Consider the following 16,807-nt stretch of genomic DNA (forward strand, 5'->3'; position numbering starts at 1 on the left):
TACGAGTAACTCATTAGCCATGGGAGTCGATTACTCACAGCTACACGATCCGAACGCCGAGTACACGATGCGGGAGCTGTCCGCCGACACGATGAATGTCACGCGCGAGCGCGGCGGCGGCCGGGACATCGAGATCACGGACGTCCAGACCACGATGGTCGACGGCAACTTCCCGTGGACGTTGGTCCGAATCTACACGGATGCAGGCATCGTCGGTACCGGCGAAGCCTACTGGGGCGCAGGCGTTCCCGAACTCATCCAGCGAATGACGCCTTTCCTCGAGGGCGAGAACCCGCTCGACATCGATCGACTGACCGAACACCTCGTCCAGAAGATGTCCGGCGAGGGATCGATCGGCGGCGTCACCGTCACCGCCATCGCGGGCATCGAAGTCGCCTTACACGATCTGGCGGGCAAGATCCTCGAGGTCCCGGCCTACCAGCTTCTGGGCGGCAAGTACCGCGACGAGGTGCGGGTCTACTGTGACTGTCACACCGAAGACGAGGCCGATCCGACCGCCTGCGCGGACGAGGCCGAACGCGTCGTCGAGGAACTGGGCTACGACGCGCTCAAGTTCGACCTGGACGTTCCCTCGGGCCACGAGAAGGACCGAGCGAACCGCCATCTGCGCGGTCCCGAGATCGACCACAAGGTCTCGATCGTCGAGGCAATCACCGAACGCGTCGGCAGCCGCGCCGACGTGGCCTTCGACTGCCACTGGACGTTCTCCGCCGACAGCGCGAAACGACTCGCGAGCGAACTCGAGGAGTACGACATCTGGTGGCTCGAGGACCCCGTCCCGCCGGAGAACCACGACGTCCAGCGGGAGGTCACCCAGTCGACGACGACGCCGATCACCGTCGGCGAGAACGTCTACCGAAAGCACGGCCAGCGCCGACTCGTCGAGGAGCAGGCGCTCGACATCGTCGCCCCCGACATGCCGAAGGTCGGCGGGATGCGCGAGACCCGGAAGATCGCGGATCTGGCGGACCTGTACTACATCCCGGTCGCGATGCACAACGTCGCCTCGCCCGTCGCCACGATGGCCTCGGCCCACGTCGGCGCGGCGATTCCGAACTCGCTGGCCGTCGAGTACCACAGCTACGAACTCGGCTGGTGGGAGGACTTGGTCGAGGAGAACGTCATCGAGGACGGCTCGATCGAGATCCCTGAGAAGCCGGGACTCGGCCTGACCCTCGACATGGACGAAGTCGAGAACCGCATGGTCGAGGGAGACGAGCTCTTCGACGAAGCCTAAATGGCGTCTGCTCGCTAAAATCAAAAAAGAGTCTGTCACTGCCGTCCCGTTTTTCAGTCTCGTTGGCACCGATCGACAACGGCCTCTCGAGTGGAATTTCCGTTCACCGATTCCTCTCGACAGTTCGCGTTCACGTCGGCGTCTCGAGACGTGCTAAAAGAAAACCCGAAACGCGGTTAGCCGCTCATCCCGCCGAAGGAGAGCCCGTCCTCGACGTAGCTCTGGGCGAGGAAGTAGATGATCGCAACAGGGAGGGCAAACAGGATCGCGAAGGCCGAGAACTCGGTCCAGGGCGTCTCGTAGCCGCCGCCCGCGATGAGCGCGTAGAGTTCGACCGAGAGCGTGTAGTTGTGCGACTGGAGCAGCGTCTGTGCGATGACGAACTCGTTCCAGCCCGCCAGAAAGGTAAAGACCACCACGACAGCGATCCCGGGTTTCGACAGGGGCAGGATGATCTCGCGGATGACCTGCCACTGGCTCGCGCCGTCGACGATCGCGGCCTCCTCGTAGGAAACCGGAATGTTGTCCATGAACGTCTTGAGCAACCAGGTGTTGAACGGGATCGCGCCCGCGGCGTAGAACACCCCGAGGACGAGCAGGTTGTTGTCCAGACCGAGGTTGACGAACAGCGCGTACAGCGCTATCAGGGTCGCGATCGACAGCCCGGCCCCGACCTGCGTGAACAGCACGTAGCCGTAGAGAATCCCCCGACGGCCGAGAAACTCCCGACGCGAGAGCGCGTACGCGCCGGGGATTATCACCGACATCGAAACCAACACGGTAATCGAGACGACGATGAGGCTGTTGACGGCCGCGTAGGTGAAGTCCGATTCGAAGAGCACCCAGCGGTAGGCCTCGAGGTTGTACGAGGTCGGATCGGCGAAGATCCCCTGGGAACTCATCAGGCCGGATCCCTGCGAGAGCGACGCCGCGAAGACCCAGTAAACCGGAAACAGCAGGATCAGAAGCAACGCGGCCGCTCCCGCCGTTCCGACGCCGGTTTTGGCGACGTCACGGACGGTTCGCCGGCCGGTTCTGACCTGTTCGATCGTCAACCGAGCGGCGTCTGCGGCCCGCTGGGGCCAGGTTAGTTTCCGAACTGTCCACCGACCGATCGACGTGGTGTAGCGTGTGAGACGACTCATGCAGAATCGATGCCCTCCGCGAGGTTTCCTTTCTTGACGGCGAGCCACATGAACATGCCAATGAAGGCGATCGCGGTGACCATGATCGCCGAGGCGAACGCATACTCGTGGAGTTCGATCGCCTCGCGATAGCCGTAGAGGATCAACAGCTCGTTCTGTCGCGACGGACCGCCACCGTTGAAGATAAACGGAATCAGGAACTGCTGGAACGAAGTCGCGGCGGTCAGGATCGACGCGAACAGCACCGGGCGTTTGATCGCCGGGAGCGTCACGTTGGTGAACCGCCGCAGATAGCCGGCGCCGTCGACCTTCGCCGCGTCGTGGAGATCCATCGGTACGTCCTGAAGCGCGCTGACGATGATGATCACCATGAACGGATAGGCCAGCCAGACTTCGGTGATGACGTAGGCGGCGAACGCGCTCCAGCGGCCGCCGAGCCACTGGATCGGAAGATCCGCCAGCAGCAGTTCGGGCGCGGAAATCGTCACGAAAAACAGGAGACTATCGAGGACGCCGGCGAACCCCGATACGATCGAGTTGTACGTTCCGACCATCTGATTCAGCGGCCCGTACCGTGCACCGCTGAACATCCCCTCCCAGACGGTGATCACGAAAATCGCCGGGAACCCCATCGGGACGATCACGAGTGCGCGCATGAACCGCTTGCCGAGCACTCGAGCGTGGGTCAGGACCATCGCGAGGCCGGTCGCAAGCACGACCTTGATCGCGAGGCTCACGGCCAAAAACAGCCACGTGATGCCGAACGACTGCCAGAACTGCGGATCGGTAAACAGTTCGGCGTAGTTCTCGAGACCGACGAACGAGGCCTCGCCGCCGAGTACCGTTCCTGCGTGGGTCGCGTCGGTAACCGAGAGGTAGACGAGAAACGCGATCGGAAACAGCATGAACGAGAGGAACAACACCGCGCCGGGTGCGACGAGCAGGAGTCCGGTGAGTCCGACGGAATCGATGTCGAACGGTAACCGGTCGCGCCCGTGACCCACGACGCGGGTTCGGAGTGATGAAGACATTGCTGTGCTCGGTCACCCGCGTTACTCCCAGCGGTCGCGGATGTTCTGTGCGGTCGATTCCATCGCCTGTGCTGCGCTTTCGTCGCCGTTGAAGACGCGCTCGAGGCCCGACTCGAGTGGATCCCAGATCTGGTCGACCTTCGGATGGGTCGGCAGCGGCGTCCCCATCTCGACCGTTTCGGCGAAGGTCTGGACGTCCTCGCCCAGGTCGGCGTCCTCGTTGCCGGCGTAGTCCTGGTGGACGGGGATCAGGCCCTGAATCTCGGCGTTGTCGATGATCGCCTGCTCGTTGGTCGTGTACCACTCGGCCCACTCGATGGTCGTCTCGAGTGCGGTCTCGTCGGCCGACTCGAGCTGGGACGTAAAGTACCAGACCTTCACGCCGGTAAACGGCGTCGGGCTCCCGCCCTCGACGTCCGGAAGCGGCGCGACCTGCGCGTCGACGCCAGCCTCGCGGAACCCTTCGAGTTCCCAGGGGCCGTTGATCGCGAACGGCGCGTTTCCGTCGGAGAAGACCGGAATCTGGCTGTCGTAGCCGGGGTCGTCGGGTACGTACGGCCAGATCGACTCCTCGAGGAGTTCGACGCCCTCGACGAACGCGTCGTCTTCGATGCGGAGTTCCTCGGACTCCGTGTCGAAGAGCGAACCGCCGAACGCCTGCAGCCATGCGCTCGGGAAGTACGGGTCGACCGCCGGCATCGAGAGCCCGTACCGGTTGTTTTCCGGATCGTGGTGTTCCTCCATGATCGCGACCATATCCGAGAGGGTTTCCGGCGGTTCGTCGACGTACTCAGGATTGTACATCAGCGACACCGTCTCGATCGCAAACGGGAGCCCGTACACTGCGCCCTCCCACTGAACCGCCTCGAGTGCGTTCTCGGTGTAGGTTTCCTCGAGGTCGATCTCGAGGTCGTCGGATGCGTCGTAGACGAACTCCTGTTCGTGGTACCGGCCAATCCAGTCGTGGGCCCAGTTGAACGTCTCCGGCCCCTGTTCGGCTGGAAGCGCCGTCTCGAGTTCTTTTTCCATCTCGGCGGGCGCTTCCGCGTTGAGCGGATCGTCGCGCCCATCGTTGAACTCCTCGAGTGCGCGTTCGAACGCGCGCTCCTGTGCATCGGTGAAATCGTACCAGGCGGTCGTCCCCTGCCGTGCCCCCGTGATTCGATCCAGACAGCCGGCAGCGCTCGTCGCTGCCAGCCCGCCGATCCCCGTGAGCAACTGTCTGCGTTCCATTGACATGGTGGAATCAATGATGTATTATGTCTTCATATATTTAGTGTTTGGGATGGGACGTGTCACGATGCTCGCGGGGATTCACACAGTACACAGTACCGAACGCTCTCTGGGCGTTATTCGAACGCGGGAGAAGTCATCTGTATCGGATGTACAAGGGGGAGTGTGGCGAGAGGGGTAACAAATTGCGGGGCTAGTACGGTTTTTACTCGGGCCTGCTATCAAACATGTTGTAATCTTACTTCCTTAATTTGGATTTTTGGGAAAGGGTTTTACGGCCCCTCGACGAACGAGTGAGCAAATGGCACACGTCAGGGTCGAATCACTCCGAAAGGAGTACGACGTCGGAACGGTCGTCGCCGTCGACGATCTGAACCTCGAGATCGAAGACGGCGAGTTCGTCACCGTCGTCGGACCGTCGGGTTGTGGGAAAACGACGACGCTCCGGATGTTAGCCGGGCTCGAAGAGCCCACGTCGGGGACGATCTCCATCGGCGGCGAGGACGTCACGGACGTCCATGCGAAGAATCGCGACGTCGCGATGGTGTTCCAGAACTACGCGCTCTATCCGCACAAAACCGTCTTCGAGAACATGGCGTTCGGGCTTCGAATGAGCACCGACATGAGCGCGGACGAACGCGAGCGGCGGGTGACCGAGACGGCCGAGATGATGGACATCGAGGGATTGCTCAAGGACAAACCGGATCAGCTCTCGGGCGGACAGAAACAACGCGTCGCGCTCGGGCGGGCGATCGTTCGCGAACCAGACGTATTCCTCTTCGACGAACCGCTCTCGAACCTCGACGCGAAACTCCGGACTTCGATGCGTGCGGAGATCCAGCGCCTCCAGAACGAACTGGGCATCACGGCAGTATACGTCACCCACGACCAGCACGAGGCCATGACGATGGGCGATCGGATCGTCATCCTCGACGGCGGCGAGTTACAGCAAGTGGGCAAACCGACCCGCGTCTACGAGAACCCGACCAACGAGTTCGTCGGCGGGTTCATCGGCTCGCCGTCGATGAACTTCCTCAAGGTCGACGTCGACGACAGCGGAGATACCCTCCGCCTGACCGGGGTCGAAGCGGAGTTCGACTTCGAACTCTCCGGAGCCTACGTGGATCGACACGCCGGATCGCTCGAGGCGGATCGGTACACGCTCGGCATCAGGCCGGAGAGCGTCGAGTTCGTCGACGACGCACGGAATTCGATCACCGGTCGCGTCTCGGTCGTCGAACCGGTTGGCTCCGACAACTACCTGCACCTCGATCTCGGAGACGAGTTCATCGCCCGCGTCAGTCCAGCGATCGAACCACGGCCGGGCGACAACGTGACGCTGACGTTCGACGAATCCGACATCCACCTCTTCGACCCCGATACCGGTCGTGACGTTCTCACCCCGTCCGAAGAGCCGCCGACGATGACGACCTCCTGAACCGTCGAGCGTCGTACTCGAGAATCGACAACACAGTCCGCTCGAGAAACCTCTTCGTCTCTCCTATTCCTCGAGCGCCGTTGCGGTCGCGAGTCGTAAGGCGTGGGGCCAGCCAAGCGGCGTCGCGCTGTCGGCCGTCCCGTCGTCAAACACCTGTTCGGGGAGGTAGCCGCCAGACCGCCGGAGCGAGCCGTCGGGACCCACCGCTTCGAGGAGGGCCGCCGCTCGGTCGCCGAAGTTTGCAGCCGCGGCGTGGTCACGATCCGAGAGCAGCGACTCGAGTTCAACCGCCGCGTGGGCACCCCACGCGGTCGTCACGGTCCAGATTTTCGGCTCGTCCTGCTCGCGAACCCGCCAGGGATCGCCCTCGAACCGGGCGAGCCCCGCGACCGGGCCGTCGGGGTCGCGCGCGAGCCCGTCGATCGTCGTTTCGTGGTGGGAGACCAGCCGGTCGAGTCGGTCGTCGTCGACGCCGCAGCCCTCGAGTCGGTCGTACTCGGCGTGGGCCGAGGCGAGCGCGAACGTGCTGCCGTCCAGCCGATCGTCGAGTAGATCGCCGTCGAGTCGGAGCGCGTAGATTCCCCGTTCGGGCACCCAGAGCGTCTCGAGCGCGTCGTAGACCGCGCGGGCGCGCTCGGCGGCGTCGTCGCTGACGCGCTCGGGGAGGGGCGCACGAGCCAGAGCCGCGTAGGCCTCGAGAAACGTCGCCGCGGTGTGGGTAAAGCGCCCGGTCATGTTCTCCCAGGCGTTCTGGACGCGGGTCGGCAGCCCGTCGTCCTCGAAGGAGGCGTCGAGTCCGTCTTTGGCCGCGAGCAGGGACTCGCGGACGTGCTCGGCGGACGAGTCGACGACCCGGAGGTAGGTCGCGAGGTAGGTCACGACGCTCGCGGTCTGGTCGGCCTGATACTCCGAGGCCCCGGACCCGCGCTCGAGTCGGCCGTTCGCCCAGCCTGGGGCGAGGCGACCGCTATGGGGCCACACCCGGTGGGGCCAGGTCCCGTCCGACCGCTGGGTGTCGGTGTAAAACCGGGCGCTGGCCTCGTGCCAGTCCTCGAGGCCGAGTCCGGCCCGGCGGTCGGCCGCGAGCAGGAACCGAGAGATTTCGGCGTCGTCCCGGAACCACGTGTAGCCGTAGCCGCCCGAGTAGCGGTAGTACGGGTCGAACTCGGGACCCGCGATTCGAGAGCCGCCTGAAGCGCACAACAGCTGGAGGGCTCGGAGGTCTTCGAACGCACCCGTCGGGGCGGTCTCGGATCGACGAAGGCGATCGAGTCCCAGCCGCTGCGCCTGGGTTCGACCGGCCTCGAGCAGCGAGTCGCGGGTCGGGTGATCGAGCGCACCCGCCCGAACCCGATCGAGCGCGTCGGCGCGGTCGCACGCTTCGGCGTCGCTTAACAGCGTCGCGAGCGTCGCGCGTGGGGTCGCCCCCTCGAGTTCGACCGACGCCAAGATTATCGGACTGAGACGGCCGTCCTCGTAGCGGCCGTCGTCCGAACTGCGGGGAAGCGCTGTCGGCTCCGTCTCGAGCAGTTCGTCGAACGTCTCCGGCATCTGGCTCGTCACCTCGAAATCGGTCGACGCGGCGAGCAGGTCCCGTTCGCTGTCGTGGTGAACTTCGACGGCCCCGTCGTGGCGAAGCTGCCCGACCCGTCCGGTCCGTCCCTCGGGTGCGAACCCGAGACAGGCCTGTATCGTCGGCGTTCCGGCGTCGGAGCCGGAGTCCGACGGCGGGTCCGATCGGTTCCGAGAGTCGCGTTCGGTCTCGTCGATCCCGTCCTCGAGCACGAAGTGAGTGAGGTGGAGTCGGCCAATCGAGAGATCGTACTGTACAAGTCGTCGCCCGGCGACGCGGTGGACCGTTTCGACCGCCGCGGTCCCCTCGACGTAGCGCTGGTCGCCGTCGTCGAACCAGCGGACGGTCCCGTCGATCTCGACGCCGAAGCGCGATCGATCGACGCCGACCAGTCCCGAAAGCGGATAGGAGTAGTCGCCGATCGAACCGTCGGGCGAGACGTGAACGAGGCGATCCTCGAGGCCGGTGAACAACCCCGTCGTCGACCGACGCTCGCCGGCGAACAGGCGATCGCTCCCCCGAACGCGCTTGAAGTCGTTCAGGGCGGTGTGTACTGTCATCGTCTCGCCGGTACGGTCCGCACGAATTAAAGTTTGTTGTAAAATTTATTCTCACTTTTCTCCACGGCGATAGTGGTTCGATAGCCGCGAGTGCGACAGTGGTGGACGGCAACTCCAAGGATACGCATCGACGCAGCAGCATCGAGACGACCTAGACGAACAGTCTGGAGAAATTAATGAGCGACTGGAAGCGTTGGGGTATAAATGACTGATTCAATTGAAGGAAAGACGCTCAATGTGTTAATATTAGCTGAGGACTTTTACCCGAAAGAATCTGGTGGCGCGTTCATCGACTGGAACGTCGCCAAACACCTTTCGGAGTGTGGTGAGTCCGTTACCGTCATCACTCCCAGAAACGACGACACGCCGTCGGTTGAACATATCAAAGGCGTCGAAATTCGTCGACCGTTTCGAAGTCACGGACCGGACACGCACCCCAACTCACCGCTTGGACTCTTCTGGCGGGTGCTGTTTACGATCGCACTCGTACCTTATTTATTCTACTTTGGTCGACAACGTGATTTCGACGTCATCTACTCGACGAACCATCTCTTTCATTTCCCTGCCGCACTGGTGAGTGCCGTGTTTCGACTCGCTCACGTTTCGTTCGTCGGGTACTCACCGAGCATTCGACCGAACGCTTCGATTACGGACCCGCTCGTCATTATAGAGCGACTTAATTTTTGCTTCTTCATGGGTGATATAGCACTTTGTCAAACCCCAGCAGTCTCAGCACTCCTCTATAGACTATCGAATGCGGAAGTGAACCGAGTGGATGGTATTGTCGACTCGACTGCGGTCCATACGGCGGTAGAATCTGAGCTGGGTCGAGAATCACCTCTGTCGAGGAAGGGAGACATCGAGTTGGTATTTGTCGGCCGGCTCGTCGAGATCAAAGATCCTACTAGCGTTATTGAATTGGTCGATAGCCTCCCATCGAAGTATTCGCTAACCATTGTCGGAGATGGACCTCACCAGTCACGCGTCGAAGCTGCAATGCAGGAAGTCGGTGTTTGTGACCGAGTCCAAATAGCTGGGCGTCTTCCTCACAAAGAGACACTTCGCGTAATCTACGAGTCCGATCTCCTTCTCCTCTCGTCGAAAACGGAGTCGTACGGGGCCGTCGTCTTCGAAGCCCTTTCGCTCAACACGCCGGTCCTCGCGACGCCGGTCGGCGTCCTGCCGACGATCGACCACCCGCTTCTCACGACAGCCGAGCTCTCGACGTTCGAAAACGTCCTGCCAACGATCGATCTCGAGACCAACGACGGGATCGACGAGGAGACACTCAATCGGTTCTCCGTGGATCGTTTTACACAGGATGTTCGATCACACTTGATTTCGACAGTGGAACGGTGAAGACGCTCGAATAAGTAGGTTTGGCCAGTTGGGGATCAGTCGGCAGTAGAGCGAACAGTTCGATTTAGCTCACTCATGGTCCTAATTGTAACGCCGCTCTCGTCTCGAACTCTCGCAACATTGTCGAGAAAACCCTCTATCTGTGGCCACTGGTCGCCGTTGGCGGTCTCCCAAAGATGAGACCAGAAGTGTGCGTACGAATCACGTTCTATCGCTGTCGATAGCGTTTCGTTCAAGTTTCGCCGGTGCAGCCACTGGCGAACAGCAACCGGGATCGACTTGAATACAGTATGAGGCTCTTGCTGGCCGGCTCGAAGAAACGGTGCCGTGAGTGAGGGGTATCGCGTGCCGTACGTTTCAACGGTCTCCTCGACTAATCTTGGGGGAGTAATCGGTTGTGATCCAGTGAGGATATCTATGGCGAGCTGGAAGCGATTCGATGCCTCGGACGTATTTGGCCCTCGCGACCGAGGTGATCGAACAATTTCGATCCCGTACTCCTGCAAAATATCTCGCGGCGGTGGGCTATGACGTGGTGGAACGATCGAAACGGGACGCTCCAGCCCGTACGTTTCATGCGTATCGAACACGGTATCGAACTCCCAGCGTAACGTCTCGTGTGACACATCCGCGCATTCGACGTGTGAAAAGGTGTGCGTGCAGATCTCGTGATCGATGTCGGCCGATTCGATTCGATCGATCAGATCCGGTGCGTAAAATTCGGGATCCTCTTCGGGTCCTGTCTTCGGGATCGGGTCGAACCAGCCTGGTTCGTGACCGCCATCATAGTTGGCGAGCGGTTCGTCTCGTAGAAGGTGACCGACGACGTTGAACGTGATCGGGATCTCGAGTTCGTCACAGAGATCGAGCAGGCGTTCGAGAGCCTGAGTTTCTTTCTTGCGGTCCGAACTCAGAGCGTCTAGCTTCCCGTAGTGAACGAGTCCCCACCCGAGTTCGAGTTCCATACTAAATGTAACCGTAGCAGACACGGATAACCGTTGATTGTCGATAAATAATTATGTTTCTATATTCTCACTGTCTATGACAGGTGACGCGAAGAGATATCGATATCGAACTTTGAAAGATGGAATCGCTAACACAACGCTATTTAGGCCCGTGTCGAAAGTGACGAGTGATGACCACTCCGCAGACGGTCGTTCTCGGCCTCGATGGTGCACACTTCGAGCTCATCCAACCCTGGATCGACGACGGGAAACTTCCGAACATCCAGATGGCTATCGAGTCAGGAGTGTCCTCGGATCTTCACTCCGTTCTCCCGCCGGTCACGTCCCCGAACTGGAAAGCGTACGCAACCGGGAAAAATCCGGGGAAACTGGGCATCTTCTGGTGGGAGAACGTCGATGTCGAGAACGAGCGCGTTCACTACCCGACCGACCGGAAGAACGCCCACACCGAGTACTGGGAACTTATCGGTGAGAGCAAGCCCGTGGGGGTTCTCGGCGTTCCGACGACCCACCCGCCGAGACCGGTCAACGGATTTCTTGTCTCCGGTGCACCCGACAGCCCTGATACCGGCTACACCCACCCGCAATCGCTCGAAGACAAACTGGAAGCGGACTACGACTATTCGGTCACGAAACGTAATCGACTCTCCGTGAATAGAGATGAGGCGATCGAGGAGATTCTCGATCTCATCGATTCGCGGTTTACTGTCGGGAAAGACCTGGCTGAAGAACACGGTGTCTCCTTAGAACCCTCTCATGCGAACGAAAACACACGTATATGCGCATTCAGAATCTTTGAGATGAGTATTTGCAAATCTAAATGTTCGCATATGCAAAGATATTAAGTGAGATAGCACGGAGGTAGTGATGCGGAAGCTACAGTTTGGACTCGAGCCGAGATAATCGCTCGAGAAGTGGATCGGTGTTTGGCCACCGATCCATGGTAGCTCCCGTAAGGTAGTACGGAAGCCATGTACGACGACGACTCATCGGGACTTGAAAGCCCCGACAGACCTAACGCATCGAACGAAATTGCGGACACTCGAGGCACTTCATCGACCATCCGCGACCGCCTCGAGCGAATCGACGCGCAGGCCGAACGCCTGCTCGCGAGCCTCGAGGGCGAGCGCGCCCGCGCGGTGAGACGACACGTCCGCGAGATCCGGGCGGAAGCCCGGTTGGCGAAGCAACTCCTCCGCGACCCGGACTCGGAGAGTCCCGAGCCACCGGACGAGCGAGCCTCGAACGAGAATATCCCCTCCTCGAGCGACCGATTCGATACCGACGTGCCGATGCTTGTCGAGCGCGGGGGTGGCGTCACCACCGTCTGTGGCCCCGATCCGGTCGCCTACCAGCGCTGGAGCGAGCACGACGAAGCCGCCGAAAATCGCGAGCGAGCAGGTGACGACCGACTCGAACGGTCCGCTGACGAGCAGCCTGAACGAACCGACGACGAAACAGACCGAACCGCTAACGACCGACTCGAACGAACCACCGGTGTCGAATCCGAGCGAACCGGCGGCGGCGAGTAGCCCGCCGACCCCTACTCGTCCTCGAGCAACGCGTCGTCGCCGTGGGTCGAGCGCAGCGACTCGAGATGGGCCCGTTGGTCCTCGAGTCGCTCCGTCGGCTCCGCGTAGGTATACTCGAACAGCTCCCGCGGATCGGGTTCGTACTCCGAGGCCCGCTCGAGCAGGTCCTCGAGGGTCGCTTCGATCTCCGACTCGACGGCTTCGATGTGGCCGTTGTCGATGAGACCCCGATTCCGGAGGTAGAGTTCGAACCGGTCGATGGGGTCGCGCTCGCGCCACTCTTTGACCTCCTCGTCGTCCCGGTAAACGCTCGGGTCGTCGGCAGTAGTGTGGGCCCCGAAGCGGTACTGGACCGCCTCGATCAGTGTGGGTCGCAACCGATCGCTCGCCGCCGAATCTGCGGCGTCGCCATCCCCGGACGCTTCGTCGGGCGAGTCGAGCGCTTTCTCTCGAGCGGCCTTCGTGACGACGTAGGTCGCGAGCGGGTCCATCCCGTCGACCTGCACGCCGTCGAATCCGTAGGCGTCTGCCTTCTGGGCGATAGTGGCGCTCGCGGTCTGGCGCTCGCGGGGGACCGAGATCGCCCACTGGTTGTTGTTACAGAAAAAGACCGTCGGGGTGTCGAAGACCCCTGCGAAGTTCATCGCCTCGTGGAAGTCGCCCTCGGACGTCGACCCGTCGCCGAAGTGGACGACGCCGACGCGCTCGTCGCCCCGGAGTTTGGCCGCCCACGACCAGCCGACCGCGTGGGGGATGTGCCCGGCGATCGAGATGTTCAGCGGGAAGACGTTCACGTCCGCCAGCGCGGCGTTGCCGTCCTCGTTGCCCATCCAGTACAGCAGGTACTCCCAGGGGAGGTCTCTCGAGACGACCGCCCCGTGCTCGCGGTACTGAAAGGAGAGCATGTCTTCGTCCGAGAGCGCGTACGTCGATCCGATCTGGGAGCCCTCCTGACCCGCGAGCGAGGCGTAGGTCCCGAGTCGACCCTGGCGCTGGAGGCTGATCATCCGCTCGTCGAACCGCCGGCAGAACTTCATGTCCCGGTACATCGCGTGCAGCGTCGACTCCTCTATGTCCGGCAGGAGGTCGGGGGCGACGACCTCGCCCATCGGATCGAGGATCTGCACGCGGTCGTCGGGAGCCCGGTCGAGTACGTCGCGTGACATCGGATACTCCCACGGAGGGAGGCGATCACCTTAAAATCGAGTGCACGAGCGTGACCGTCGCCGTCTCGAACAGGTTCGCTCGAACGCGCTGGGCCGGAAGGCGTCGGATCTGAAGACGGTGGCCAGAACGCATCGGTTTGAACGCGCTGGCCAGAACGCATCGTCCCGAACGCGCTGGGCTCGAACGCGCTGGCCCGGACTGCCGTTTGGGCCACAGGTATACGGATGGCAGCCCTAGGCCGAACTGAACAATGACCGACGAACCAGAAATCACCGCGACGCCGCCGGACAGCCCGATAAGCGTCACCGGCACCGACCACATCACGCTCATCGGCAGCAACGAGGAGGACACCATCGAGTACTACCGGGACCTGCTGGGTATGCCGCTTGTGCTCAGACAGCCGAACCTCGACGATCCGAACTCCACGCACCTCTTTTTCGATACGGGCGACGGCCGGATCATCACCTTCTTCGTGACCGACGACCGCCAGTCGGACCACCGCCCGCTGCGCAATCAGGTCGGCTCGGTTCATCACCTCTCGTTTTCGATCGACGCCGAGGAGTTCGTCGAGATCCGCGACGCCCTAGAGGAGTCCCGATACGGCTACAACGAGTTCGATCGGGGCATCTTCCACTCGCTGTATACCCGCGATCACAACGGCCTCACCATCGAACTCTCGGCGGACAAGTACGAGATCCCGGACGACCGCCGCGGCGAGGTGCTCGCGACGACCCAGCGAATCCGCGAGGAAGACGGCTCGGAGTTCGCCGAAGACAGGCATCTCGCCGCCGCGCTCGAGGAACTGGGCCTCGACGCCGAGCCCGCGGACCTGCCGGACGCGCCGACGGGCGCGGGGATCTGAGCCCGCGTCTTGGCACGCAGCGCCGCTCACCTTGGTCGGTTCGGAAGCACCGCCCGCGAGGAGACAATTATCCACGGGGTTGAAGTTTTATTGCCGCGGGGCCGAATAGTCGGCTATGGCACTCGAGAAACCCGACCTATCGGGACAGACGGCGTTTATCACGGGAACGACGCGCGGAATCGGCAAGGCGATCGCGCTCGCGCTCGCCGAGCAGGGGTGTAACGTCGTCTCGACCGGCAAGACGAGCGAGGCAGACGACGACACGAACGACCGCGACCTCGAGGGGACCATCGAGCAAACCGCCCGCGAGGCTCGAGATCTGGGCGTCGACGCCATGCCGATTCAGGTGAACGTCCGCGAGGAACGCGAGGTCGAGGCCGCCGCCGAGCGCGCCATCGACGAGTTCGGCGAGGTCAACATCGTCATCAACAACGCCAGCGCGATCCAGATCGCGAACGTCGAAGACCTCCCCGCGAACCGCTTCGACCTGCTGACCGACGTGAACGTCCGCGGGACCCACCTCACGTCTCGAGCCTTCCTCGATCATCTGAAGGAGGTCGAGGACTCGTGGCTGTTGACCAACGCGCCGCCCGTTACGGTGGACCGAGCGCCGGGCGAGGCACCCTACGCCTGGTCGAAACTCGGCATGACCTTCCTCACGCTCTCGCTGGCGAGCGAACTCGGGAACCACGACGTTGGCTGTAACGCCTTTTGGCCGGTCACCGCGATCGACACTCGAGCGACGCGATACTTCGGACTCGGCACCGAAGACGACTGGCGGACGCCCGACATCGTCGCCGACACCGTCCTCGAGATCCTCGCTCGAGATCCCGCCGAGTACACCGGCAACGCCGTCTACGACGAGGAGTTGCTTCGAGAGGCGGGCCTCGAGGACTTCGCAGAGTACAACCTCACCGAGGGCGACCCAGCGCCGATGTCCGCCCAGATGTTCGATCCCGAGTTCAATCGTCCGGCGTGACCACGCGAGTCACGGACTCCTCGACCGGGTGATGATTCACAGCTAGGAAAGACGCCCATTACGTTTGCCGGTGCCGGTACCCGACCGCCGCCAGAAACGCGAGTAGTCCGACCGCTCCGAACAAAAGCGGCGTTGCAGTCCCGGCCGTTTCACCCGTCGCTCCGGCGAAGTCCAGCACCGGGACCTGATTCAGCGGACCGAGGTACCAACACAGCAGGAAGGTCAACTCGAACAGTCGCCGCGTTCGACTCCAGAAACCCATTGCCTGCGCGAGCGACGGGACAAAGAGGATTCCGCCGAGGAGGACGACGAGTCCACTCACTCCCGTCTCGAACACCACAGGCCAGAGTGCAACCCCGAGAAACGCCGCGGTCACGATCGCCCCGGCAGTCCACTCCGCGAGAAGTTGTCCGTACGGTTGTCTCGAGGAGACGATAAACGGCGTCATCTGATGGCGAAGCGTTCGGACGCCCATCGACGACCACAAGAAGATGGGCCACACCGCCGCGGCCGAGACGATCGCTCCGGTTGGAGCCGATCCGGTGAGTCCGACGAGGCCGATCAAAAACGCGCCGACGTACCACCACCACGGCTGCCCGCGGACGAGTAATCGAAATTCCTGATGGACGAGTCTCCCGAATCCGCCGGCGGATCGATCCGTCACCGGTGTCAGGGTTGGTTCTGCTGGGCGCTCATCGTCAGTGTTCCCTCCGGCCAGCAGAGTCGAGCGCAGAGACGGCACCGCGCTACTGAGTCGATCGATGAGGCCTCTCGAATCCGAGACATCGGCCGTCGAAAACCGGTCGTAGGGAAGACTCGCGGCGAGTGCGATGGCGATTCCGAGGAGAACCAATCCGAGCCGGTTCGCGTAGAACCAGAGCGGCCACGAGTCGCCGGTCCAGTGGAATCTGACGACTTCCGCCCCGGTCGAACCCATCCCGAAGTTTGCCACACCCGAGCCGTCGTACCCCGGGCCGACCTCGAGCACCGCGTCGTAGGTCAGCTCTCCCAGCGCGAACAGACCGATCGTATCGGTCATCCGAGCCCAGAGCGGAATCTCCCCCGGCGCTCGATCACCCATCGCCGGAACCGCCGCAATCATGAGCGTCACAGCGCCGAAGAAATACACCGCGTTTCCCAGCGTTCCGCGCAGCCAATGAGTCGACTGAAACAGGAGCGTAACGCCGGCGACGAAACAGCCGACCGGAAGGCCGAGTAAGAAGACCGGGCCGAGAATCCAGAGCGGGTCTGTCGGCCCGGTCCCGTGAACGAGGTGATTGAGCAGGGCTGCCGTCCCGAGCGTTCCCAGCAGGACGACGACGAGGCCGACGTGGCTACACCACTTGCCGAGCAGCAGTTCTCGGGCGGTGGTCGACGTACTGCCGACGAGGCGCTCGACGCCGGTTTCCCGATCGCGCTCGAGCGAGCCGCTGAGGACGTAGTAGCCGGCGAGAAACAGGATCGCTGCGCCGGTCACGCCGGCAGTAAGACCGATGTACGCCGATGTCGGTTCGCCCGCGTACTGATAGAGTTGTTCGTTGCTCGAGTCTTGATAGAAGATTTCGATCGTGCCGATGTTGACCAGATAGCCGAGGTACGCGATCACGGCTAACACGGTGAGCAATCGCCGGGATCGGATCCGCTGGAGGAAGTCCGCGCGAGCGACGTGGTACACTCGACGGGTCGACGGGGTCCCCGAGCGCAT

At 62.2% G+C, this 16,807-nt stretch carries 14 protein-coding genes; 7 read left to right on the top strand and 7 right to left on the bottom strand.

The genetic code is table 11. The features are described 5' to 3' along the window. Positions 1 to 19 precede the first annotated feature (19 nt). Positions 20 to 1,258: a mandelate racemase/muconate lactonizing enzyme family protein gene (locus EL22_RS03600; RefSeq protein WP_050050191.1), complete on the top strand. Its 1,239-nt coding sequence runs from the start codon at positions 20 to 22 to the stop codon at positions 1,256 to 1,258. Positions 1,259 to 1,434: 176 nt separating this feature from the next. Here EL22_RS03600 and EL22_RS03605 read toward each other — a convergent pair whose 3' ends face one another. The 3 genes from EL22_RS03605 to EL22_RS03615 are packed head-to-tail and all read right to left on the bottom strand — an operon-like array spanning position 1,435 to position 4,667. Then, on the bottom strand, positions 1,435 to 2,403 hold the full coding sequence (locus EL22_RS03605; protein WP_050050192.1) for a sugar ABC transporter permease: 969 nt from the start codon (positions 2,401 to 2,403) through the stop codon (positions 1,435 to 1,437). Next, positions 2,400 to 3,434 carry a carbohydrate ABC transporter permease gene (locus EL22_RS03610; protein ID WP_050050193.1) on the bottom strand — a complete coding sequence of 345 codons (1,035 nt, stop codon included), beginning with the start codon at positions 3,432 to 3,434 and terminating at the stop codon, positions 2,400 to 2,402. The genes EL22_RS03605 and EL22_RS03610 overlap by 4 nt, the downstream gene beginning before the upstream one ends. A 21-nt stretch (positions 3,435 to 3,455) precedes the next feature. Beyond that, on the bottom strand, positions 3,456 to 4,667 hold the full coding sequence (locus tag EL22_RS03615; RefSeq protein ID WP_197075838.1) for an extracellular solute-binding protein: 1,212 nt from the start codon (positions 4,665 to 4,667) through the stop codon (positions 3,456 to 3,458). A gap of 301 nt (positions 4,668 to 4,968) precedes the next feature. Here EL22_RS03615 and EL22_RS03620 point away from each other — a divergent pair, with 301 nt between their 5' ends. Beyond that, positions 4,969 to 6,105, top strand: coding sequence for an ABC transporter ATP-binding protein (locus EL22_RS03620; RefSeq protein ID WP_050050195.1), 1,137 nt, complete (start codon positions 4,969 to 4,971; stop codon positions 6,103 to 6,105). A gap of 63 nt (positions 6,106 to 6,168) precedes the next feature. On the opposite strand, the gene EL22_RS03625 is transcribed toward EL22_RS03620, so the two are convergent. Further along, the gene (locus tag EL22_RS03625; protein ID WP_050050196.1) at positions 6,169 to 8,238 is read right to left on the bottom strand and encodes a hypothetical protein; all 2,070 of its coding nucleotides are present in this window, start codon (positions 8,236 to 8,238) and stop codon (positions 6,169 to 6,171) included. Between the two features lie 693 nt (positions 8,239 to 8,931). Here EL22_RS03625 and EL22_RS17865 point away from each other — a divergent pair. After that, entirely contained in the window at positions 8,932 to 9,597 is a 666-nt protein-coding gene (locus EL22_RS17865) for a glycosyltransferase (protein WP_197075839.1), read from the top strand. 35 nt (positions 9,598 to 9,632) lie between these two features. Here the strand turns inward: EL22_RS17865 and EL22_RS03635 are convergent, their stop codons facing one another. Then, entirely contained in the window at positions 9,633 to 10,562 is a 930-nt protein-coding gene (locus tag EL22_RS03635; RefSeq protein ID WP_050050198.1) for a polysaccharide deacetylase family protein, read from the bottom strand. A 170-nt stretch (positions 10,563 to 10,732) separates the two neighbouring features. Here EL22_RS03635 and EL22_RS03640 point away from each other — a divergent pair, with 170 nt between their 5' ends. Both EL22_RS03640 and EL22_RS03645 read left to right on the top strand, forming a co-directional pair. Further along, positions 10,733 to 11,407 (top strand): alkaline phosphatase family protein, encoded by a 675-nt coding sequence (locus EL22_RS03640; protein WP_050050199.1) that lies wholly within the window; start codon positions 10,733 to 10,735, stop codon positions 11,405 to 11,407. A gap of 126 nt (positions 11,408 to 11,533) precedes the next feature. After that, positions 11,534 to 12,094 carry a hypothetical protein gene (locus EL22_RS03645; protein WP_050050200.1) on the top strand — a complete coding sequence of 187 codons (561 nt, stop codon included), beginning with the start codon at positions 11,534 to 11,536 and terminating at the stop codon, positions 12,092 to 12,094. Between the two features lie 11 nt (positions 12,095 to 12,105). On the opposite strand, the gene EL22_RS03650 is transcribed toward EL22_RS03645, so the two are convergent. Next, positions 12,106 to 13,260, bottom strand: coding sequence for a thiamine pyrophosphate-dependent dehydrogenase E1 component subunit alpha (locus tag EL22_RS03650; protein ID WP_050050201.1), 1,155 nt, complete (start codon positions 13,258 to 13,260; stop codon positions 12,106 to 12,108). Between the two features lie 251 nt (positions 13,261 to 13,511). Between EL22_RS03650 and EL22_RS03655 the strand changes: the two genes are divergently transcribed. Together EL22_RS03655 and EL22_RS03660 are read left to right on the top strand one after the other, a co-directional pair. Then, complete coding sequence (locus EL22_RS03655) at positions 13,512 to 14,123, top strand: VOC family protein (protein ID WP_050050202.1); 612 nt, start codon at positions 13,512 to 13,514, stop codon at positions 14,121 to 14,123. Between the two features lie 115 nt (positions 14,124 to 14,238). Continuing rightward, positions 14,239 to 15,102, top strand: a complete 864-nt coding sequence (locus EL22_RS03660; RefSeq protein WP_050050203.1) for an SDR family oxidoreductase — start codon at positions 14,239 to 14,241, stop codon at positions 15,100 to 15,102. 58 nt (positions 15,103 to 15,160) lie between these two features. Here the strand turns inward: EL22_RS03660 and EL22_RS03665 are convergent, their stop codons facing one another. Beyond that, positions 15,161 to 16,807 (bottom strand): ABC transporter permease, encoded by a 1,647-nt coding sequence (locus tag EL22_RS03665; protein WP_050050204.1) that lies wholly within the window; start codon positions 16,805 to 16,807, stop codon positions 15,161 to 15,163.

This window comes from Halostagnicola sp. A56 (assembly GCF_000691505.1).
Classification (GTDB): domain Archaea; phylum Halobacteriota; class Halobacteria; order Halobacteriales; family Natrialbaceae; genus Halostagnicola.